This window comes from Methylobacterium sp. B4 (assembly GCF_003201865.1).
Lineage (GTDB): Bacteria > Pseudomonadota > Alphaproteobacteria > Rhizobiales > Beijerinckiaceae > Methylobacterium.
The window spans coordinates 94,719-114,741 of record NZ_QJJJ01000012.1 but is presented as its reverse complement, the minus strand read 5'-3'; the positions used below and the strand labels follow the sequence as shown (position 1 = coordinate 114,741).

18 protein-coding genes are annotated in these 20,023 nt (G+C 68.5%); 5 read left to right on the top strand and 13 right to left on the bottom strand.

What is annotated here, in order from left to right; translation table 11 throughout:
- Positions 1 to 106 precede the first annotated feature (106 nt).
- Positions 107 to 1,309, top strand: coding sequence for a pyridoxal phosphate-dependent aminotransferase (locus BY998_RS15795; RefSeq protein ID WP_110352565.1), 1,203 nt, complete (start codon positions 107 to 109; stop codon positions 1,307 to 1,309).
- A gap of 419 nt (positions 1,310 to 1,728) precedes the next feature.
- Positions 1,729 to 2,028, top strand: a complete 300-nt coding sequence (locus tag BY998_RS15790; RefSeq protein WP_110352564.1) for a hypothetical protein — start codon at positions 1,729 to 1,731, stop codon at positions 2,026 to 2,028.
- Positions 2,029 to 2,063: 35 nt separating this feature from the next.
- Here BY998_RS15790 and ppx read toward each other — a convergent pair whose 3' ends face one another.
- From ppx to BY998_RS15770, 4 genes are all read right to left on the bottom strand, one after another.
- Positions 2,064 to 3,617, bottom strand: coding sequence for an exopolyphosphatase (gene ppx / locus BY998_RS15785; RefSeq protein WP_110352563.1), 1,554 nt, complete (start codon positions 3,615 to 3,617; stop codon positions 2,064 to 2,066).
- Between the two features lie 83 nt (positions 3,618 to 3,700).
- The gene (locus tag BY998_RS15780; RefSeq protein ID WP_110352562.1) at positions 3,701 to 6,064 is read right to left on the bottom strand and encodes an RNA degradosome polyphosphate kinase; all 2,364 of its coding nucleotides are present in this window, start codon (positions 6,062 to 6,064) and stop codon (positions 3,701 to 3,703) included.
- Positions 6,065 to 6,153: 89 nt separating this feature from the next.
- Positions 6,154 to 6,909: a hypothetical protein gene (locus tag BY998_RS15775; RefSeq protein ID WP_110352561.1), complete on the bottom strand. Its 756-nt coding sequence runs from the start codon at positions 6,907 to 6,909 to the stop codon at positions 6,154 to 6,156.
- Positions 6,910 to 6,936: 27 nt separating this feature from the next.
- Complete coding sequence (locus BY998_RS15770) at positions 6,937 to 8,049, bottom strand: AI-2E family transporter (RefSeq protein WP_110352560.1); 1,113 nt, start codon at positions 8,047 to 8,049, stop codon at positions 6,937 to 6,939.
- A 134-nt stretch (positions 8,050 to 8,183) separates the two neighbouring features.
- Here BY998_RS15770 and BY998_RS15765 point away from each other — a divergent pair, with 134 nt between their 5' ends.
- The 3 genes from BY998_RS15765 (at position 8,184) to purN (ending at position 10,262) form a co-directional block, all read left to right on the top strand.
- Positions 8,184 to 8,420, top strand: coding sequence for a DUF6429 family protein (locus BY998_RS15765; protein ID WP_110352559.1), 237 nt, complete (start codon positions 8,184 to 8,186; stop codon positions 8,418 to 8,420).
- 118 nt (positions 8,421 to 8,538) lie between these two features.
- Positions 8,539 to 9,606, top strand: coding sequence for a phosphoribosylformylglycinamidine cyclo-ligase (purM, locus tag BY998_RS15760; RefSeq protein ID WP_110352558.1), 1,068 nt, complete (start codon positions 8,539 to 8,541; stop codon positions 9,604 to 9,606).
- Entirely contained in the window at positions 9,603 to 10,262 is a 660-nt protein-coding gene (gene purN / locus BY998_RS15755; protein WP_110352557.1) for a phosphoribosylglycinamide formyltransferase, read from the top strand. Before purM ends, purN begins: the two co-directional genes overlap by 4 nt.
- Before the next feature lie 172 nt (positions 10,263 to 10,434).
- Here the strand turns inward: purN and BY998_RS15750 are convergent, their stop codons facing one another.
- The 9 genes from BY998_RS15750 to plsX all read right to left on the bottom strand — a co-directional run bounded on the left by BY998_RS15750 (position 10,435) and on the right by plsX (position 19,982).
- Positions 10,435 to 12,006, bottom strand: coding sequence for a SpoVR family protein (locus BY998_RS15750; RefSeq protein ID WP_110352556.1), 1,572 nt, complete (start codon positions 12,004 to 12,006; stop codon positions 10,435 to 10,437).
- A 53-nt stretch (positions 12,007 to 12,059) separates the two neighbouring features.
- Positions 12,060 to 13,358, bottom strand: a complete 1,299-nt coding sequence (locus tag BY998_RS15745) for a YeaH/YhbH family protein (protein ID WP_110352555.1) — start codon at positions 13,356 to 13,358, stop codon at positions 12,060 to 12,062.
- An 84-nt stretch (positions 13,359 to 13,442) separates the two neighbouring features.
- A complete protein-coding gene (locus BY998_RS15740; protein WP_110352554.1) occupies positions 13,443 to 15,395 on the bottom strand; it encodes a PrkA family serine protein kinase in 1,953 nt (650 codons plus the stop codon).
- A gap of 260 nt (positions 15,396 to 15,655) precedes the next feature.
- The gene (locus tag BY998_RS15735) at positions 15,656 to 16,102 is read right to left on the bottom strand and encodes a 4-aminobutyrate aminotransferase (RefSeq protein ID WP_110352553.1); all 447 of its coding nucleotides are present in this window, start codon (positions 16,100 to 16,102) and stop codon (positions 15,656 to 15,658) included.
- Positions 16,103 to 16,257: 155 nt separating this feature from the next.
- Complete coding sequence (locus BY998_RS15730; RefSeq protein WP_110352552.1) at positions 16,258 to 16,677, bottom strand: hypothetical protein; 420 nt, start codon at positions 16,675 to 16,677, stop codon at positions 16,258 to 16,260.
- Positions 16,678 to 16,829: 152 nt separating this feature from the next.
- A complete protein-coding gene (locus BY998_RS15725; protein ID WP_110352551.1) occupies positions 16,830 to 17,306 on the bottom strand; it encodes a MerR family transcriptional regulator in 477 nt (158 codons plus the stop codon).
- 111 nt (positions 17,307 to 17,417) lie between these two features.
- Positions 17,418 to 17,744, bottom strand: coding sequence for an integration host factor subunit alpha (locus tag BY998_RS15720; protein ID WP_110352550.1), 327 nt, complete (start codon positions 17,742 to 17,744; stop codon positions 17,418 to 17,420).
- Positions 17,745 to 17,913: 169 nt separating this feature from the next.
- Positions 17,914 to 18,894, bottom strand: a complete 981-nt coding sequence (locus tag BY998_RS15715) for a beta-ketoacyl-ACP synthase III (RefSeq protein ID WP_110352591.1) — start codon at positions 18,892 to 18,894, stop codon at positions 17,914 to 17,916.
- Positions 18,895 to 18,911: 17 nt separating this feature from the next.
- A complete protein-coding gene (gene plsX, locus BY998_RS15710) occupies positions 18,912 to 19,982 on the bottom strand; it encodes a phosphate acyltransferase PlsX (protein WP_110352549.1) in 1,071 nt (356 codons plus the stop codon).
- Between the last annotated feature and the right edge of the window lie 41 nt (positions 19,983 to 20,023).

Here is a 20,023-nt window from a genome sequence, read left to right as displayed (position 1 = left end):
CGCTCGCGGCGCTTGCCCGTCCGGCGCCGCAAGATTACGAGGGCCGCGTTGGCCCGAAACGTCTTTCGGGCGCCTGCCGCATTCGAAGACCTTTTGGAGAACTGCCATGGGCTTTCTCGCCGACGCCCTCTCGCGGGTGAAGCCGTCCGCGACCATCGCGATGACCCAGAAGGCGCGTGAGCTGAAAGCCTCGGGCGTCGACGTCATCAGCCTCTCGGTCGGCGAGCCGGACTTCGACACGCCCGACCCCATCAAGGAGGCGGCGATCGATGCGATCCGCCGGGGCGAGACCAAGTACCCGCCGGTCTCGGGCATCAACCCGCTGCGCGAGGCGATCGTCAAGAAGTTCAAACGCGAGAACGGGCTCGACTACAAGGTCTCGCAGACCATCGTCGGCACCGGCGGCAAGCACGTCATCTACAATGCGCTCCTCGCGACCCTGAACCCCGGCGACGAGGTGGTGATCCCGCGTCCCTACTGGGTCTCCTACCCGGAAATGGTGATCCTGTGCGGCGGCACGCCGGTCTTCGCCGAGACCGACATGGCCCACGACTTCAAGCTCCAGCCGGAGGAGCTGGAGCGCGTCATCACACAGAAGACCAAGTGGATCATCCTCAACTCGCCGTCGAACCCGTCGGGTGCCGCCTACAGCCGCGACGAGATGAAGAAGATCACCGACGTGCTGATGCGCCACCCGCAGGTCTGGGTGCTCACCGACGACATGTACGAGCACCTGACCTACGGCGACTTCGAATTCGTCACCCCGGCCCAGGTCGAGCCCGGCCTCTACGAGCGCACGCTCACCATGAACGGCGTCTCGAAGGCGTACGCCATGACCGGCTGGCGCATCGGCTACGCCGCCGGTCCGGAACAGCTGATCAAGGCGATGGACTTCGTGCAGGGCCAGCAGACCTCGGGCGCCTCCTCGATCTCGCAATGGGCGGCCGTGGCCGCGCTCGACGGCACGCAGGAGCACCTCGCGCGCTTCAAGGCGGCGTTCCAGGAGCGGCGCGACCTCGTGGTCTCGATGCTCAACCAGTCCAACGGCCTGAAATGCCCGGTGCCGGAAGGCGCGTTCTACGTCTACCCGTCCTGCGCCGAGTTGATCGGCAAGACGACCGAGACGGGCAAGACCATCGGCTCGGACGCGGATTTCGTCACCGAGCTGCTGCAGGCCGAGGGCGTCGCCGCGGTGCACGGCTCGGCCTTCGGCTTGGGGCCCAACCTGCGCATCTCCTACGCCACTTCCAACAAGACCCTGGAGGAGGCCTGCCGCCGCATCCAGCGCTTCTGCGGTTCGCTGCGGTAAGCCAGAGCGCGGGCGAAGCGTCGCAGTCGCGCGACAGCGCGCCGGCGCGGTTGCCCGCGGCGGCGCGGGCCTCTACATCGGCCCTCCCCGGGGCCGATGCGTCCGATGGTTTCGCGAGCCCTCTCGGGCCTGCGTGGCAACGGGGCCGGCAGTGACGGGGCGGTGCGGACCAGTTCTCTGCACCGTTCCTGTGACGCTCAGTGGGCCGAGCGGCTGCAGGTGTGTCGGGGGCGCGGGGAACAGGAACCGCGATCCCGGCGCAAGGCCCACCTACCTCCCGCATCTCTCCCCGGCCCGGCGTCGCGCCCGGACCGGGGCGAGCCGGTCTGAGCCCGCGCAAGGCGTTAACGGTCTTTCGCAAGGAAAAACAAATCGGGGGCAGGTTACCGTCTCGCAGAGTATCGCAAGAAGGTTGCACCATGTCTCAGCCCGGCAGCGCCCGCGTTTCCGCCCGCCAGTATCGGCCGGAATCGAAGCTGGAAGATCTCGCCACCAGCCTGCGGCGGCTCGCCAACCATCGCGGCCTCGTGCGCAGCGAAATCGCCAGCCCGATGCTGCTGCGCCTGCTGCCGCCGGTCCGGCGCGCCGAGCAGAAGAGCTACGAGGCCGACCTGCGCCAGCGCCTGGCCGACGCCAAACTCGACGGTCCGCGCATCGCCTACCTGATGGCCGATGCGGAGCGGGAGATCGCGGTGGCCCATACGCGCCTCTCGGGCTGAGGCCGGCTCTCTATCCTTCGCGAGCAGACTTCGCCTCAGCCGACCTCGACCCGCCCGTCGAGACCGACCACGCGGCCGAGCCCGCGCACGCGGCTCAGCAGGCGCTCGCCGTTGAGTTCGGCCCACTCGGCGGGCAGGCGCAGAACGACCTTGCCGTCCTCCACCGCGACCGGCATCCGCTTGAGCGGACCGGCCATTCCGGCCGAGACCGGGAAGGCGACGCGCATGAGGGCGCCGACGAGACGGGCGCGGTCGAACAGCCGGGGGCCGGCGAGCGTGCGCAGGGTCTGACTCGCCTTCTCCGGCGCCACGCCCTCGTGGCGGAAATAGCCCGACAGCGCGAGGTAGGCTCGGCCGGGATGGTCGATGCCGGCGAAGGCGGCGTTGGCCAGCACGTTGAGGCTCTGCTCGCCGCGATAATCGGGATGGGCCCGCCAGCCGATGTCGGAGAGCAGGCAGGCCGCGTGACGCAGGCGGCGCTCGCCCGCCGTCTCGGGGCCGTCGAGGCTCGTGATGAAGTGGTCGGTCCAGTCGCGCAGTTCCTCGCCGTGATCGGGGGAGCGGGCACGCTGCAGGTTCAGCTCCTGGGCCGAGACGATCAGCGGGTCGGTCAGGCGCGTCTCGCGGTCGAGTTGCTCGAACAGCAGGCCCTCGCGCACGCCGAAGGCGGAGATCGCGATCTCGCGGGGTTTGCCCAGGCGGATGATCTCCTCCAGCACCACCGCGCCGAAGGCCAGCAGCGGCCGGCGCGCCTCGGAGATGGTCTCGACCTCCTGCAGGGTCGCGGCGTCGCTCGCCTCCACCATTTCGAGGAAGCTCAGCTCGTCGGAAGGCTCCACCGCGTAGCCGTGCATGACGTGGAGCGGGTATTGCCGGGCGGCCTGATGCAGGCGGGCCAGCGCCCGCCACGTCCCGCCGACGGCGTAGAAGGTGCGCCCGCGCAGGGTGTCGAGCTGCGGCTCGGCCTTCTTCAGATGGTCGCGGGCGAGCTTGCGCGCCTTCTTGAGAGAGCCCTCGGAGAGATCCTGGAGGGCCAGGCCGCCGAGCGGCATGGTCACGCCCTGCCCCACCGTTGTACCCCTGACATCGACCAGTTCCAGCGAGCCGCCGCCGAGATCGCCCACCACGCCGTCGGGCGCGTAGAAGCCCGAGACGACGCCGAGCGCCGACAATTCGGCCTCGCGTCGGCCGGAGAGCAGCTGGATCTCCTGGCCGAGCGCCGCGCGAGCCGCCTCCAGGAAAGCGGGGCCGTTGGCCGCGTCCCGCGCCGCGGCGGTGGCCAGCACGAAGATGCGCTCGATCCGCATGGTGTCGCACAGGACGCGGAAGCGGCGCAGGGCGGCGAGCGCCCGCTGCACGGAATCCTCGTTGAGGCGGCCCGTGGAGAAGACGCTGCGGCCGAGCCCGCACAGGACCTTCTCGTTGTAGAGCGGCGTCGGTGCGCGCTGGAGCCCGTCATAGGCGACGAGCCGCACCGAGTTCGAGCCGATATCGATGATCGCGACAGGTTCGACCGTCATGCCAATCGTCATAGGGGCCGGCCGTTCGACCGAGTGGGCAAGCGTCAGGTGGGGACGTGTCGGACCCATGCATCCCCCTTCGAGGGCAGTGCCCCGCAGGCGGAGCGCTCACGATGGTGCCGGGCCGATCGCCGGCCCGGATCAGGTCGTCGTCAGGACCGCTGGGCGCGGCGGCTGAGCGCCCGTGGGCTCGATTTCTTCGATGACTTGCCGCGCCCGGACAGGCTCGGATTCGTCATGAAATACTTGTGCGCATTGAACGGTTCCTCCCCCTCCGCGGGGCCGATCCGCTCGCTGGCACCCGACGCCAGTACACGCCAGCTCTGTCTGTTGTCGAGGAGGTTGGCCAGCATGATCTGGTCGAGCACCTGCTGGTGCACAGTCGGATTGGTGATGGGCAGCAGAGCCTCGACCCGCCGGTCGAGGTTGCGCTGCATCAGGTCGGCCGAGGAGATGTAGACGGTGGCCTTCGGATGCGGCAGCCCGGCGCCGTTGCCGAAGGCGTAGACGCGCTCGTGCTCGAGGAAGCGCCCGACGATCGACTTCACCCGGATCGTTTCGGACAGGCCCGGGATGCCCGGTCGCAGGCAGCAGATGCCGCGCACGATGCAGTCGATCTGCACACCCTCCGCGCTCGCATCGTAGAGCGCGTCGATGATCTGCGCATCGACCAGCGAGTTGCACTTGATCCAGATCGCCGCCGGACGCCCGGCCCGGGCATGGGCGATCTCCTCCTCGATATGCTGAAGCAGACGCGGCTTCAGGGTCAGCGGCGAGACCGCCATGCGCTCCAGTTCCGCCGGCTCGGCGTAGCCGGTGACGAAGTTGAAGATGCGCGAGACGTCCCGGGCAATGGCCGGGTCGGCGGTGAAGAAGGACAGGTCCGTGTAGATGCGGGCGGTGATCGGGTGATAATTGCCCGTCCCGAGATGGCAGTAGGTGACGAGGCGGTCGCCCTCCCGGCGCACCACCATCGAGAGCTTGGCGTGGGTCTTCAGCTCGACGAAGCCGAACACCACCTGCGCGCCCGCCTTCTCGAGGTTTCGCGCCCAGCGGATATTGGCCTCCTCATCGAAGCGGGCCTTCAGCTCGACGAGCGCGGTCACCGACTTGCCGGCCTCCGCGGCTTCCGCCAGCGCGGCCACGATCGGCGAATTCGACGAGGTGCGGTAGAGCGTCTGCTTGATCGCCACCACGTTCGGGTCGCGGGCGGCCTGCGCGAGGAACTGCACCACGGAGTCGAACGACTCGTAGGGGTGGTGGACGATGAAGTCCTTCTGCCGGATCGCGGCGAAAACGTCGCCGCCCGACTCCCGAATGCGCTCGGGGAAGCGCGGGTTGTAGGGCTTGAACTTGAGATCGGGCCGGTCGATCCCTACGATCTGCGAGAGCTCGTTGAGCGCCAGCATCCCCTCGACCACGAAGACCGAGTCGGGCGCCATCTCCAGCTCGTCGGCGACGAAGGCGCGCAGCTCCTCCGTCATGCCCGCCTCGACCTCCAGGCGGATGACGACGCCGCGGCGGCGGCGCTTGATCGCGGATTCGAAGTGCAGGACGAGGTCTTCGGCCTCCTCCTCGATTTCCAGATCGGAGTCGCGCACGACGCGGAAGGCACCCTGCCCTTTGAGCGAGTAGCCGGGGAAGAGCCGGCTCGCGTATTTCGCGATCACCTGCTCGATGGCGATGAAGCGGGCGGTGCCGTCCCCGGCCACGTCGGGCAGGCGCACGAAGCGGTCGAGCAGGGACGGCAGACGGATCAGCGCGCGCAGGGTCCGCCCGTCGCGGGGCCGCACCATCATCAGCGCGACCGTGAAGCCCAGATTCGGGATGAACGGGAAGGGATGCGCCGGATCGATGGCGAGCGGCGTCAGCACCGGGAAGATGTAGGACAGGAAGTAGTCGTCGAGCCACGCCAGATGCGCGTCCGACAGCTCGACAGGCTCGGCGAGGTGGATGCCGGCCGTGTTCAGCTCCTCCCGCAGCACCCGCCAGCGATCCTGCTGGTCGAGGGCCAGCCGCGAAACCTCGGTGCCGATGCGGGCGAGCTGCTCGGAGGGGGTCAGGCCGTCCTGAGAGGGCACGACGAGACCGGCGCGGACCTGATCGTGCAGGCCGGCCACGCGCACCATGAAGAACTCGTCCAGATTGTTGGCCGAGATCGAGAGGAAGCGCAGCTGCTCCAGGAGCGGATGGTTCGGATTGGAGGATTCCTCCAGCACCCGGCGATTGAACTGGAGCCAGGACAGCTCGCGGTTCACGAAGCGCTCGGGGGAGTGCCGCAGGGAGCGGCCGGCTTCCAGCACCGGCTCGCGGGCAGCCTCCGCCGCCTCGGCTTCCCCGGCCGTATCGGGCTCGGCCGGCTTCTCGGCGGCCTTCTCGGCGGCGAGGATGCGGGCAGCGCGGGCGGTCCGGGCGCGGGCCGACTCGCTGCGCACGCCCCGCTCCGTGGCAAGGCTGGTCTCCTCGGCCTCCGCCTCCACGTCCCGGGCGGCGACTTCCGACTCCACTTCCGACAACGCGCTGGCTCCCTTCCGCTTCGCTCGGCCCGGCTCCTACCATGGCGCGGCCGAACCTGTTTGACGGTTTGATGACAACGGGCCGGGGCTTACGCGGCTCCGTCTCCGGCTCCCTCGGCACCGCTCTCGGCCTCGTCGCCATCCTCCTCCGCCCCGTCGGCAGCGTCCAGCCGGTCGAGGACGGCGAGGGCGAGGGGCCGGGTGATGCGCCGCCGCCGTCCGAGGGCATCGCGGTCGAGTTCGGCCACCACCGCGCGGGCCCGGTCGAGCGAGCGGTCGATCCGCAGGGCAAGGGCGTCCACGACGGCGAGATCGACCACGAGCTGCCGGTCCACGAACAGCTTGACGATGACCGCCCGGAGCAACCCGTCATCCGGCGGGCCGATCTCGGCACCCGGCGCCAGCCGCAGGCGCGAGCGCAGATCCGCGACCTTCAGGCCGTAGGCGTCGACCGGGGCGGAGGCCGTGAGCAGCACGGGGAAGCGCCGCTCGCGGGCGAGGTTGAGCAGGTGGAACAGGGCCGCCTCGTCGCGGCCCGCCTCGCGGTCCACGTCCTCGATCACGAGGGCGCCGTTGGAGATCAGGTGGGAGACGTTGCTCCCGTCGATCTCCGCGGCGGCGACCGTCCAGGCCTGCGCCCGCGTCGCCCAGATCGAGGCGAGGTGGCTCTTGCCGCTGCCCGGCGGGCCGCGAAGCAGGAACACGGTGTCCGGCCAGTCGGGCCAAGCTTCGATCAGGGCATAGGCCTCCTCGTTGGAGGGGCTGACGAGGAAGTCCTCGGCGCCGAAGCGCGGATCGAGCGGCAGGTCGAAGGTGAGCTGCTTCGGGGGAGCTTTGTCGCGCATCCGCCCACCATACACCGTCGCGCGCGATCAATCGCGAGCAGGCAGCGAGGGGCTCGCGGAATCCCCGATCAGCACCGGTCCGTCGCCTCGGTAGATCTTGCTTTCGAGATATCGCTCGATGCCGAAGCGCACGATCACGCCGATGGAGGCGGCCACCGGCACCGCGAGCAGGAGCCCGAGGAAGCCGAACAGCGAGCCGAAGGCGAGCAGCGCGAACATCAGCCAGACCGGATGGAGGCCGACCGAGTCGCCCACGAGCTTGGGCGAGATCACGTTGCCCTCGAGAAACTGCCCGACGAGGAAGACGCCGACGGTCAGGCCGATATGCAGCCAGTCGCCGGTCGGCCACCACTGCACGAGGGCGACGCCGACGGAGAGCATGAAACCGGTGAGCGTGCCGACATAGGGAATGAAGGTGAGGAAGCCCGAGATCATCCCGATCAGCACGCCGAAGTTGAGCCCGACCAGGAACAGGCCGACGGCGTAGAACGAGCCGAGGATCAGGCAGACGAGACTCTGGCCGCGCACGAAGCCGGTCACCGCACCGTCGATCTCGCCCGCCAGCCGCCGCGCGGTCGGACGGTGGCGCGGCGGCACCCAGCCGTCGAGGGTGGCGATCATCCGGTCCCAGTCGTGCAGCACGTAGAAGGCCACGACCGGCGTCACGACCAGCAGCGAGGCGATGGAGACCAGCGCCTGGCTTCCCGTCCAGAGCGACTTGAGGAAGGCCAGGAACCACGCCCCGCCCTGCCCCACCAGCGTGCCGACGGAGGATTGCAACTCGTTGACGACTTCGGTGCCGCCGACGCGCTGGAGGAGCGGCCCCGCCCGCTCCACGAGGATGCTCTGCAGGCGCCCGACCATATTCGGTAGTGAATTGACGAGCGAGGCGATCTGGCCGGCGGCCAGCGGCACCACGATGATGAGCAACACCACGAACCCGACCACGAAGCCCGACAGGATCAGCAGCGTGGCGGCAAGCCGCCCGAGGCCGAGTCGTTCCAGCCGGTCGGCCAGCGGATCGAGCAGGTAGGCGAGCGCCAGCCCCGCCACGAAGGGCAGCATCACCTCGCGCAGTTCGTAGAGCAGGAAGACCACGACCGCGAGGATCGAGAGCCCGATGATTGCCCGCCCACGCATCGCGCGCCCGTCCTTTGTGTAAATCCGTCCGGCCGGGACAGTGGGAAGCACCGCACGCCCGGTCAAGGCGGGTCTTGCCCCGCGCGGCGGGAGGGCGTTCGATGGAAGCCCGGCCTCGACGGAGACGTGACGCCATGGACACCGAGGATATCGACCGGATCGACGCAGCGGTTCTCGCCCTCCTCCAGCTCACGCTGCACGACGGTGACCGGGCCTGGAAGGAGCAGTCCTGGGACGTGCTGGGCCGGCTTCATGCCAAAGGCCTGATCGACGCCCCCGTCGGCGAGGAGAAGTCGGTCCGGCTGACGCCGGAGGGGCTGGAGCGCTCGGCCGCCCTGTTCGAGGCGCTTTTTGCCCGCGGCACGGCATGATGCTGTGCCCGAGCGGGCCGTCCCCCGCCGGTGACAGTGGTCAATCGCGCCGCGATGTGGCAGCGGATTTCCGCATGATCGGCCAATTGACCAGCAATTACCGGACGACGGGGCGGCGATGACGGCGCAGGACGGGAACGGGCTCACCTACGCGCAGGCGGGCGTCGATATCGACGCGGGCAACGCGCTCGTCGAGACCATCAAGCCGCTGGTGCGCGCCACGCGCCGGCCTGGGGCGGACGCCGAGATCGGCGGCTTCGGCGGCCTGTTCGACCTCAAGGCGGCGGGCTTCAAGGATGCGATCCTGGTCGCTGCCAACGACGGTGTCGGCACCAAGGTCAAGATCGCCATCGAGACCGGGCGCCACCACACGATCGGCATCGACCTCGTGGCGATGTGCGTCAACGACATCATCGTGCAGGGTGCCGAGCCGCTGTTCTTCCTCGACTACTACGCCACCGGCAAGCTGGTGCCCGGCGTCGGCGCCGACATCGTGCGCGGCATCGCCGAGGGCTGCCGGCAGGCGGGCTGCGCGCTGATCGGCGGCGAGACCGCCGAGATGCCGGGCCTCTACGACGGCGCCGACTACGATCTGGCCGGCTTCTCGGTGGGCGCGGCCGAGCGCGGCACGCTGCTGCCGCGCCCCGGCATCCTGCCCGGCGATGTCGTGCTCGGCCTGCCCTCGTCGGGCGTCCACTCGAACGGGTTCTCGCTGGTGCGTCGGATCGTGGCCAAGACCGGCCTCGGCTATGACGCCGACGCGCCGTTCGCCGCCGGCCGCAGCCTCGGCGAGGCGCTGCTGGAACCGACCCGGATCTACGTAAAGCCGCTGCTCGCCGCCCTGAAACGGGCCGGCGGCATCCGGGCGCTTGCCCACATCACCGGCGGCGGCTTCCCCGACAACCTTCCCCGCGTCCTGCCCGACGGCGTCGGCATCGAGATCGACCTCTCGGCGATTGCCGTGCCGCCGGTCTTCGGCTGGCTGGCGCGCGAGGGGGGTGTGGCGGAAGCGGAAATGCTGCGCACCTTCAACTGCGGCATCGGCATGGTGGTGGTCGCCGCTGCCGACGCGGCGGATGCCGTAGCCGACGCACTGACCGAGGCCGGCGAGGCGCCGGTCCTGCTCGGGCACATCACCGAGCGGGGCGCCGAGCCGGTGACCTTCAAGGGGCAGCTCGCCCTGTGAGCGCCCCAATCCCGAGGAAGCGCGTCGCGATCCTGATCTCGGGTCGCGGCTCGAACATGGTCTCGCTGATCGAGGCGGCACGGGCGCCCGACTATCCGGCCGAGATCGTGCTCGTTCTCTCGAACCGTCCCGACGCCGCCGGCCTCGACCGCGCGCGGGAGGCCGGCATCCCGGCCCGCGCCATCGACCACAAGGCGTTCCCCGATCGTGCCCGCTTCGACGCCGCGCTCCGGGCGGAGCTGGACGAAGCGGGCATCGAGCTGATCGTGCTCGCCGGCTTCATGCGCATCCTCACCGACGCCTTCGTCGAGGCGTGGGCGGGCCGGATGATCAACATCCACCCCTCGCTGCTGCCGTTGTTCAAGGGCACGCACACCCATGAGCGCGCGTTGGAAGCGGGGGTGCGTCTGCACGGCTGCACCGTGCACTACGTCGTACCCGAACTCGATGCCGGTCCGATCGTGGCGCAGGCTGCCGTGCCGGTGCTTCCGGGCGACGATGCCGACAGCTTAAGCGCCCGCGTGATCGTGCAGGAGCACCGGCTCTACCCGGCGGCGCTCGCCCTGATCGCGGGCGGCGGCGCCGCGTTGGAGGGGGGCCGCGTTCGTTTCACGGCTCAGGCGCGCGACGCTGGGGCCGCGATCCTTTCGCTCTGACGGTCTCCAGCCGATCGCTTCCGGGGTTCGGCCACACTCCGTCATCGCGAGCGTCGGCAAAGCGATTCAGCGGCGCGACCTTTCCGGAAGAGGCGGCGCACTGGATTGCTTCGGCTTCGCCTCGCAATGACGGAAGCGGGAAGCAAGCGTTCAGCGAGAACAACGAAGCGGCTCAGAAGAAGATCGGCCGTGCGCTCGCCGAGTGCTCGACCAGCACCGCGCCGCTCGCCGGATCGACCTCTTTCAGCACCGCATCGTAGCCCCAGAGGTCGGCGAGGTGCTGGAGCACCCGCCGGGCGTCCTCCCTCTGCAGGGTGATCCGGTTGAGCGCCTTGTGGTGGAGGATGAGCTTGCGGTCGCCCTCCAAGTCCACGTCCACCACCTCGATGTCCGGGTCGAGCCACGCCACGTCGTATTGACGGGCGAAGGAGCGGCGCATCTTGCGGTAGCCGCGCTCGTCGTGGATCGCCTCCACGCGCATCTCCGGCTCGTCGGGATCGTCCACGACGTGGAACAGGCGCATGTCGCGCATCAGCTTCGGGCTCAGGAACTGCGCGATGAAGCTCTCGTCGCGGTAATTCTCCCAGCAGTCGCGCAGCACGCCCATGGCATCGCCGGTGCCGGCGATGTCGGGGAACCACTCCCGGTCCTCTTGGCTGGGCTGCTCCACGATGCGGGCGATGTCCTGCATCATGGCAAAGCCCAGCGCATAAGGATTGTGGCCGCCGAAGGAGCGATCGTCGAAGGTCGGCTGGCGGATGACGTTGGTGTGCGAGGTCAGGAACTCGAGATAGGCCGCCTCGCTGAGCTGACCTTTCTGCGAGAGCGCGTTCATGATCCGGTAGTGGCAGTAGGTGGCGCAGCCCTCGTTCATCACCTTCGTCTGGCGCTGCGGGTAGAAATACTGCGCCACGAGCCGGACAATCCGAAGAATCTCGCGCTGCCAGGGCCGCAGGCGCGGCGCCACCTTCTCCAGGAAGTAGAGGATGTTCTCCTGGGGCAGTTCCAGCAGTGCCTTGCGCCGCTCCAGGGCCGGGTCGCCCTTGGCCGCGCCGGTCTTGGCCGGCAGGGTGCGCCAGAGGTCGTTGTAGATCTGCTCGCCGTGCTCCTCGCGCTCACGCTCCCGGCGCTGCTCGCTCGCCAGATCCGGCCGCTTCTTGCGGGGGTAGCGGTGGACGCCCTGGCTCATCAGCGCATGGGCGGCGTCGAGCACGTGCTCGACCGCTTGGTGCCCGTAGCGCTCCTCGCAGCGGGCGATGTAGCTCTTGGCGAAGTCGAGATAGTCGAGGATGCCCTCCGCGTCGGTCCACTGCTTAAACAGATAGTTGTTCTTGAAGAAGTGGTTGTGGCCGAAGGCGGCGTGGGCGATCACCAGCGTCTGCATCGTGGCCGTATTCTCCTCCATGACGTAGGAGATGCACGGATCGGAGTTGATGACGATCTCGTAGGCGAGCCCCATCAGGCCGCGGCGATAGCTCGCCTCGTGCTGGGCGAAGTGCTTGCCGAAGGACCAGTGCTTGTAGAACAGCGGCATCCCGATCGAGGCATAGGCGTCGAGCATCTGCTCGGCGGTGATGATCTCTATCTGGTTCGGGTACCACGACAGGCCGAGTTCCGGCCCGGCCACCGCCTCGCAGGCATCGTGGATGCGCCGGATCGTCTCGAAGTCCCAGTCGTTGCCGGTGAACAGCAACTCTCCGGGCTTGGGCGCCGTGGACTTCGTGCGGCTCAGGCTCGCGACCATGTCGGCCCTTCTCTTCGACGCTGTCTCTCCTCCCCTCGCGAGGAGGTCGATCGCTACGCCTCCGCCCGCGCGTCCTTGCGGCCGAACAGCTCGCGGAACACGGGGTAGATGTCGCGGCGGTGGTTCACCTTGCGCATGGCGAGCGGCTCGCCGGCCTTGGCCAGAGCCTCGTAGGTTCGCCACAGAGTGGTGCGGTGCTCGACGAAGCCCGCGCGCGGGCCGTTCTCGTCGCCGACTTCGAGATAAGCGAAGTGCTGGCAGGCCGGCAGGATGTGGGCGCGCAAGAGTTCCGTCGAGGTCGGACCGTCGGAAGAGACGTTGTCGCCGTCAGAGGCTTGCGCCGCGTAGATGTTCCAGTCGTCCGGTGAGTAACGCTCGGTGACGATGCGCTTCATTTCGACCAGCGCGGAGGAGACGAGCGTACCGCCGGTCTCGCGGGAGCCGAAGAAGGTCTCCTCGTCCACCTCCGTAGCCTTGTCCGTATGGCGGATGAAGACGATCTCGACATGCTTGTAGCGGCGCGTCAGGAAGATGTGCAGCAGGATGTAGAAGCGCTTGGCCAGATCCTTCATGTGCTCGGTCATCGAGCCCGAGACGTCCATCAGGCAGAACATCACGGCCTGGGCGATCGGCTTCGGATAGGGCTCGAAGCGGCGGAAGCGCAGGTCGATCGGATCGACGTAGGGGATGCGCTTGGAGCGCTCCCTCAGGCCGAGAAGCTTGAGCTGCAGGTCGGGCAGGCGCGGATCGTTGGCCGCCTCGGCCTCGGCGATCTCGGCCTCCAGCGCCGAGACCTCCTCCAGCTTCGGCCGCTTGAGGGCGATGCGCCGGGACATGGAATTGCGCAGGGTGCGGGAGAGCGCGAGGTTGGCCGGCGAACCCGAGACGGTGTAGCCGGCCCGGCGCAGGCCTTCCGTCTCGACGATGGCGAGGCGGCGCTTGGCGAGATCGGGCAGTTCGAGGTCTTCGAGGAAGAGGTCGAGGAATTCTTCGCGGGTCAGGACGAAGTGGAAGGCGTCCTCGCTGTTCTCGCCGCCCTCGCCGCCTTCCCCGGAGCCGCTACCGCCCCCGCCGCCCGGCGGGCGCTCGATGCGGTCGCCCTCCACGTAGGTCTTGTTGCCGGGCAGGATGTAGTCCTGATGGCCCGAGCCCGGCTGGCGGGAGAAGCGCGGCTCGCGCACCCCGTCGCCGGGCACGGTGATGCGCCCGTCCTTGCCGAGGTTCTTGATGTCCTTCTCGCGGGCGGATTCCCGAACCGCGCGCTGCGCGACGTCCTTGACCCGGCGCAGGAAGCGCTGGCGGTTCGGGAGGCTCTTCCCACCTGGATTGAGCCGACGGTCGACGATGTGCATCCGGGGTCGCTCAGCGCCTAGTCTCACGTCCCTGGTCGAGGGACAAAGGTGCGAAAGTGCGGCGGATGCTCAGGGGAAGCCCCCTCAACCCGCCTGCTTCACGCGCATGTACCATTCCACGAGTCGTCGGACCTGCCGCTCGGTGTAGCCCCGGTCGGTCATGCGATCGACGAACTCGCCGTGCTTCTTCTCGGTCTCGCTATCCTTCTTCGAGCCAAACGAGATCACGGGCAGCAGTTCCTCGACCTGCGAGAACATCCGCCGCTCGATCACCTCGCGCAGTTTTTCATAACTGGTCCAGGAGGGGTTGCGGCCGCCGTGCTGCGCCCGCGAGCGCAGGGCGAACTTCACCACCTCGTTGCGGAAATCCTTCGGATTGGCGATGCCCGCCGGCTTCTCGATCTTCGTCAGCTCCTGGTTCAGGAGTTCGCGGTTGAGGAGCTGGCCGGTCTCGGCGTCCTTGAAGTCCTGATCCTCGATCCAGGCATCCGCGTAGTCGATGTAGCGGTCGAACAGGTTCTGCCCGTAATCGTGGTAGGATTCGAGATAGGCCTTCTGGATCTCGTGGCCGATGAACTCGGCGTAGCGCGGGGCGAGTTCGGTCTTGATGAACTCGATGAAGCGCTTCTCCGTCTCCGGTGCCAGCTGTTCGCGCCGGATCGCCTGCTCAAGCACGTACATCAGGTGGACCGGATCGGCCGAGACCTCGGTGGTGTCGTGGTTGAAGGTCGCGGCCAGAACCTTGAAGGCGAAGCGGGTCGAGATCCCGTCCATACCCTCGTCGACGCCCGCCGTGTCCTTGTATTCCTGCATCGAGCGGGCACGGGGATCGACCTCGCGAAGGCTCTCGCCGTCGTAGACCCGCATCTTCGAGAACAGGTTGGAGTTGGCGTGCTCGCGCAGGCGCGAGAGCACCGAGAAGCGGGCCAGCATCTCCAGCGTGCCCGGGGCGCAGGCCGCCGTGGACAGTTCGGAGCCCGAAATCAGCTTCTCGTAGATGCGCTGCTCCTCCGTGACCCGGAGGCAGTAGGGCACCTTGATGACGTAGATGCGGTCGATGAAGGCTTCGTTGTTCTTGTTGGTCTTGAACGATTGCCACTCGGCCTCGTTCGAGTGGGCCAGGATCACGCCGGTAAAGGGGATCGCGCCGATGTTCTCGGTGCCGACGTAGTTGCCCTCCTGCGTCGCGGTGAGCAGGGGGTGGAGCATCTTGATCGGCGCCTTGAACATCTCGACGAATTCGAGAACGCCCTGGTTCGCCCGGTTGAGGCCGCCCGAGTAGCTGTAGGCGTCCGGGTCGGCCTGGGAGAGCGTCTCGAGCCGGCGGATGTCCACCTTGCCGACGAGCGAGGAGATATCCTGGTTGTTCTCGTCGCCCGGCTCGGTCTTGGCGATGGCGATCTGGCGCAGGCGCGAGGGCCGCACCTTGATCACCTTGAAGCGGGAGATGTCGCCGTCGAACTCGTCGAGGCGCTTGAGGGCCCAGGGGCTCATCAGGCCGGTCAGACGCCGGCGCGGGATGCCGAAGCGCTCCTCGATCTCCCGGCCCATGACTTCGGGATCGAACAGGCCGAGCGGGCTCTCGAAGACCGGCGAAACCTCGTCGCCGGCCTTCAGCACGTAGACCGGGTGGACCTCCATCAGCGCCTTGAGGCGCTCGGCCAGCGACGACTTGCCGCCGCCGACGGGGCCGAGCAGGTAGAGGATCTGCTTGCGCTCCTCCAACCCCTGCGCGGCGTGGCGGAAGAACGAGACGATCCGCTCGATCGTTTCCTCCATGCCGTAGAATTCGGCGAAGGCCGGATAGACCCGGATCGTGCGGTTCATGAAGACACGGCCGAGGCGTGCGTCTCGGGCGGTGTCCACCATCTCGGGCTGACCGATCGCGTCGAGGATGCGCTCGGCCGCGGAGGCGTACATCAGCGGATTGTCGCGGCAGGCCTCAAGATATTCGGAGAGGGTCATCTCCGTGTCGCGGCGCGCCTCATAGCCGCGAGCGAAGCTCTGGAACAGGTCGTTCGTCGAGTGCAGCGGCATTCGAACACCCCCTTCAGGCTGATCACAGCTTCATCCTGTCTCGGGCTGGATGCAACTGACATTGCGGGATTTGTCGCACCGCCCACAGGCCGGCAGACCTGCGTGTGAAACGCGCCACAGCCAAGAGTGACTTGGATTTAACGCAGCCTTCATCGCTAGCGGAGCACGGCATCCAGCCCTCAGACGGGGCCGGATGCCGTCGCGACGCGTCCGCTGTCTTCGCAGCGCAGCATGGCCGGCCAGCGACCGGCCCGGCAGGATCAGAGGTCGGTCGTGTCCTTCTTGGCCTTGTCGGCCTTGTCGACGGTGATGCGGATATCCCGCTTCTCGATCTCGCCGTCGGCGTTCTTGATTTCGACGACGACCGTGTCCGAGCCCGTGTAGCCGTCCTTGGACTGGTAGAAGAGCGCCTGAACCTCGGCCTCCTTGTTCGGGCAACGGTACTTGGCCGGCGTCTTCAGCTTGCCGGCCTTGGTGATGAGCGAGCCGGAGCCCGGCGCGGTCGTCACCTTGATCTCCGGCATCGGACCGAGGGAGCAGTCCTTCTTGAGGTTCGGCACAATCACGAGGCGGGCCTGCTTCCCAGTGGGCACCGTCTCGCTGCGCGTGACGGTGGTCTGCGCGAGCGCCGGACCCGCCAGAGCGAGCCACAGGGCTGCGACGGGAAGAGCTGCGATCGGTTTCAGGGCGGGGGTCGGCGCATCCATCGGCGTTTCTTGGCCTCCTCACGGCCCGCGAACGGCCGGCCGGACGATCCGGCCTCGGCACAGCGGGCTGAAGGCGGAATGTGGGGGCCCCCCTCCTCCGCGTCGAGGCTTGCGCCGCGAATCTCCCGTCCTGCCGCAACGCGGCAGGCGCCCGCTCACTGCTGGAGCGCGGCGGCGACAGCTCCGGTCACGCGGGCGATCTGCGCCTGATCGAGCGTTCCGACCAGGGCCTGCGTGAGCGCCTTCTCGACTCTTTCCCGTTCGCCAAGATCGGCCAGCGGCGTGGATGGGATCTCCTGGTTGGGCAGATCGCAGACCCGGCGGATCGTCTCGGCGGCCTTGAGCAAGGTGTCGCGGTCGGCGGGCCCCATGTCCCAGAGCGGTGCCCGCAGGCGGCTGATGACCCGTCGCGCGTCGCGATACTCGCGATCGACCGTGGTCGCGGCCTCGATCTGGCTGACGAGAAACATCAGCTCCAGAACCTCGTTGGCTGCCTCGGGGCATACGCGCACGATCCGCATGACGCGGGCGATGAGTTCCTGAGTGGGAGACATCCGGGATCGGGGGGGAGCCATGGCGCCTCAACGCCGCTCCGCCCGTAAAGTTCAGGTCGAATGTTCGCCGCGCCAGCCGGGACGAGTCGGAAAAGCGCGAGACGAACCAATACCTTGCGCACAAGCGAGTTGGTGCGGCAGGCGGCTCGCGACGGCCGCCGGCCGTCACGACATCAGGCCGGCGCGCCCATCTCGTGATTCGCGTCGCCGAGCCCCGCGAGCAGAGCCCGGCAGGCGCGCAGTTCGGCGAGCGCCCCCTCCAGCGCCCGGCGATCCGCGGCGGCCGCCTCGACGCTCTCCTCGTCCCGCTCCGCTCCCGTCGGCGCGCCGGCCTCGGCCTCGCCCCGGCCGACCGCCTGGACGAAGCGCACGCCGTTCTCTTTCAGGACCCTTTGGGCTCCGCGGATCGTGTAGCCCTGCCCGTGCAGCAGGCGGCGTATGCCCCGAAGCAGCTCGACATCCTCGGGCCGGTAGTAGCGCCGTCCTCCGGCGCGCTTCGTCGGCTTGATCTGGCTGAAGCGGCTCTCCCAGAAGCGCAGCACGTGCTGCGGCACGCCGAGTTCCTCGGAGACCTCGGTGATGGTGCGGAAGGCGCCGGGACTCTTCTCAGCGCGCTCTTCGTCGATCGGGGCTTCGAGCGGCAATCCCATGGCGGCGCCTCAATCCGGTCTTTTCAACGGGGCCGGGATGGCTTCCGGCCTGCCAGGGGGCGACGAGCCGATCCGATCGCAGGCCGGGGGGTTTCGAGCCTGCGGAGCGGCTCAATCGTCCTCGTCCGTGTCGTGCCCGTTGACGTGGCCGCCATTGATGCGGGCCTTCAGCACGTTCGAGGGCTTGAACACCATGACCTGCCGCGGCTCGATCTCGACCTCGACGCCGGTCTTGGGGTTGCGGCCGATGCGCTTGCCCTTGGAACGCACGACGAAGGAGCCGAACGAGGACAGCTTCACCGTTTCGCCGGCGGACAGGCAGCTGCAGATTTCGGCGAGCACCGTCTCGACCAGGGCGGCCGATTCGGCGCGCGAGAGTCCGACCTGCTGGTAGACGGCCTCGCTCAAATCGGCGCGTGTGACCGTCTTCCCCGCCATGCGCTCCCCCTCCCGGCCGAGTCGAACCCCCGCCGCGTATCCCTATGATCGGACACGCTAATCGGCAGATGAGCCATGGTCAACCGAACCTTGCGGTTGACAGCTTGCGAACCATCCCCGTCGGATAATCCAGCCCCCCGCAGACGCCCGAAGGTCCGAACCGTTCGGCTTACCAGCGGATGAGCGCGGCGCCCCAGGTGAAGCCGCCGCCGATCGCCTCGATCATCACGAGGTCGCCCTCGCGGATGCGCCCGTCCCGGCGCGCCGCATCGAGCGCCAGGGGGATCGAGGCAGCCGAGGTGTTGCCGTGCCGGTCGACCGTGAGCACGACCTTCTCCCGGGCGATGCCGAGCTTGTCGGCCGAGGCCTCGATGATCCGGCGGTTGGCCTGATGCGGCACGAACCACGACAGGTCGTCCGCCGTGGTGCCGGAGGCGCGGAAGGTCTCGGCGATCACGTCGGTGACGGAGCCGACGGCGAAGCGGAACACCTCGCGGCCCTCCATCCGCAGCTTGCCCGTGGTGCCGGTGGAGCCGGGGCCGCCATCGACGTAGAGCTTGGAGCGATGGCGCCCGTCCGAGCGCAGGCAGCTCGCGAGCACGCCGCGATCGCTCGTTGTCCCATCCCCCTCGCGCGCTTCCAGCACGATCGCGCCGGCGCCGTCGCCGAAGAGCACGCAGGTGGTGCGATCCTCCCAGTCGAGGATGCGCGAAAAGGTCTCCGCGCCGACGACGAGGGCGCGTTTGGCCCCGCCCGTGGTCAGGAAGCGGTCGGCGGTGGCGACCGCGTAGACGAAGCCGGCACAGACCGCCTGCAGGTCGAAGGCGAAGCCGGACTCGATCCCCAGAGCCGCCTGGATCTGGGTCGCGGTGGAGGGGAAGGTGTGGTCGGGCGTCGAGGTCGCGCAGATCACGAGGTCGATATCGGCGGCCGAGAGCCCGGCATCGTCCAAAGCGGCGAGCGCCGCGCGGCTGCCCAGCACCGAAGTCGTCTCGTCGGGGCGCGCGATGTGGCGCTGGCGGATGCCGGTGCGCTGCACGATCCACTCGTCCGAGGTCTCGATCCCGCGCTCGGCGAGATCGGTGTTCGTGACGACGGTCTCGGGCAGATACGCCCCGCAGCCGATCACGACGGAGCGCCGATGCGCCATCAGATCCGTCCCTTCCATCACTTGTCGGCCGCGCCGGCCTCGAGGCCGGCGGTCAGGCCGGCCGCGACCGCGGGCGTCTGCTCCAGCATGTCCCGGATCGTCCGCATCAGGTCGTGGCGCGCCATGTCGTAGGCAAGGTCGACCGCCGCCGCGAAGCCGTGAGCGTTCTCCGAACCGTGGCTCTTGATGACGATGCCCTCCAGGCCGAGAAAGACGCCGCCATTGGCCCGGCTCGGATTCATCTTCTCGCGCAGGGCCGCGAAGGCCTGACGCGCGAACAGGTAGCCGATCTTGGCCGAGATCGTCCGGCCCATCGCCGCCTTGAGATAGGAGCCGATCTGCTTGGCGGTGCCCTCGGCCGTCTTGAGGGCGATGTTGCCGGTGAAGCCTTCCGTCACCACCACGTCGGTGGTGCCGCGACCGAGATCGTTGCCCTCGACGAAGCCGTGGTAGGAAAAATTCTCGGGCTCGGACTCGCGCAGGAGGCGGGCGGCCTCCTTGACGGCCTCGTTGCCCTTCATCTCCTCGGTGCCGACGTTGAGCAGGCCGACCGTCGGGCGCTCGATGTCGAGCACGATGCGGGCCATGGCCGAGCCCATCACCGCCATCTCCACGAGGTGCTCGGCATCGGTGCCGATGGTGGCGCCGACATCGAGCACGACGCTCTCGCCGCGCACCGTCGGCCAGAGGCAGGCGATGGCGGGCCGCTCGATGCCGGCCATGGTCTTCAGGCAGATCTTCGACATCGCCATCAGGGCGCCGGTATTGCCCGCCGAGACGGCGGCCTGGGCCTCGCCGTCGCGCACGGCCTGGATCGCGCGCCACATCGAGGACTTGCCCCGGCCCTGGCGCACCGCCTGGCTCGGCTTGTCGTCCATGGCAACCGAGACCGTGGTGTGGCGGATCTCGACGGCGCCCTTCAGCCGCGGCTCGGCCTCGACGAGGGGACGCACCACCGCCTCGTCACCGAACATCAGGAAGGTCATTTCGGGATGCCGTTCGCGGGCGATGGCCGCACCGGGCACGACGGTCGTGGGGCCGTGATCGCCGCCCATGGCGTCGAGCGAGATGCAAACGCGGTTCGACATGGTTCCTTCGGGAGGCCGCGGCGGGATTTTGCGGACAGCGA

Coding starts and splice junctions, on each gene's coding strand:
- BY998_RS15795 (WP_110352565.1), top strand. CDS start 107: ATGGGCTTTCTCGCCGACGCCCTCTCGCGGGTGAAGCCGTCCGCGACC.
- BY998_RS15790 (WP_110352564.1), top strand. CDS start 1,729: ATGTCTCAGCCCGGCAGCGCCCGCGTTTCCGCCCGCCAGTATCGGCCG.
- ppx (WP_110352563.1), bottom strand. CDS start 3,617: ATGGGTCCGACACGTCCCCACCTGACGCTTGCCCACTCGGTCGAACGG.
- BY998_RS15775 (WP_110352561.1), bottom strand. CDS start 6,909: ATGCGCGACAAAGCTCCCCCGAAGCAGCTCACCTTCGACCTGCCGCTC.
- BY998_RS15770 (WP_110352560.1), bottom strand. CDS start 8,049: ATGCGTGGGCGGGCAATCATCGGGCTCTCGATCCTCGCGGTCGTGGTC.
- BY998_RS15765 (WP_110352559.1), top strand. CDS start 8,184: ATGGACACCGAGGATATCGACCGGATCGACGCAGCGGTTCTCGCCCTC.
- purM (WP_110352558.1), top strand. CDS start 8,539: ATGACGGCGCAGGACGGGAACGGGCTCACCTACGCGCAGGCGGGCGTC.
- BY998_RS15750 (WP_110352556.1), bottom strand. CDS start 12,006: ATGGTCGCGAGCCTGAGCCGCACGAAGTCCACGGCGCCCAAGCCCGGA.
- BY998_RS15745 (WP_110352555.1), bottom strand. CDS start 13,358: ATGCACATCGTCGACCGTCGGCTCAATCCAGGTGGGAAGAGCCTCCCG.
- BY998_RS15740 (WP_110352554.1), bottom strand. CDS start 15,395: ATGCCGCTGCACTCGACGAACGACCTGTTCCAGAGCTTCGCTCGCGGC.
- BY998_RS15735 (WP_110352553.1), bottom strand. CDS start 16,102: ATGGATGCGCCGACCCCCGCCCTGAAACCGATCGCAGCTCTTCCCGTC.
- BY998_RS15730 (WP_110352552.1), bottom strand. CDS start 16,677: ATGGCTCCCCCCCGATCCCGGATGTCTCCCACTCAGGAACTCATCGCC.
- BY998_RS15725 (WP_110352551.1), bottom strand. CDS start 17,306: ATGGGATTGCCGCTCGAAGCCCCGATCGACGAAGAGCGCGCTGAGAAG.
- BY998_RS15720 (WP_110352550.1), bottom strand. CDS start 17,744: ATGGCGGGGAAGACGGTCACACGCGCCGATTTGAGCGAGGCCGTCTAC.
- BY998_RS15715 (WP_110352591.1), bottom strand. CDS start 18,894: ATGGCGCATCGGCGCTCCGTCGTGATCGGCTGCGGGGCGTATCTGCCC.
- plsX (WP_110352549.1), bottom strand. CDS start 19,982: ATGTCGAACCGCGTTTGCATCTCGCTCGACGCCATGGGCGGCGATCAC.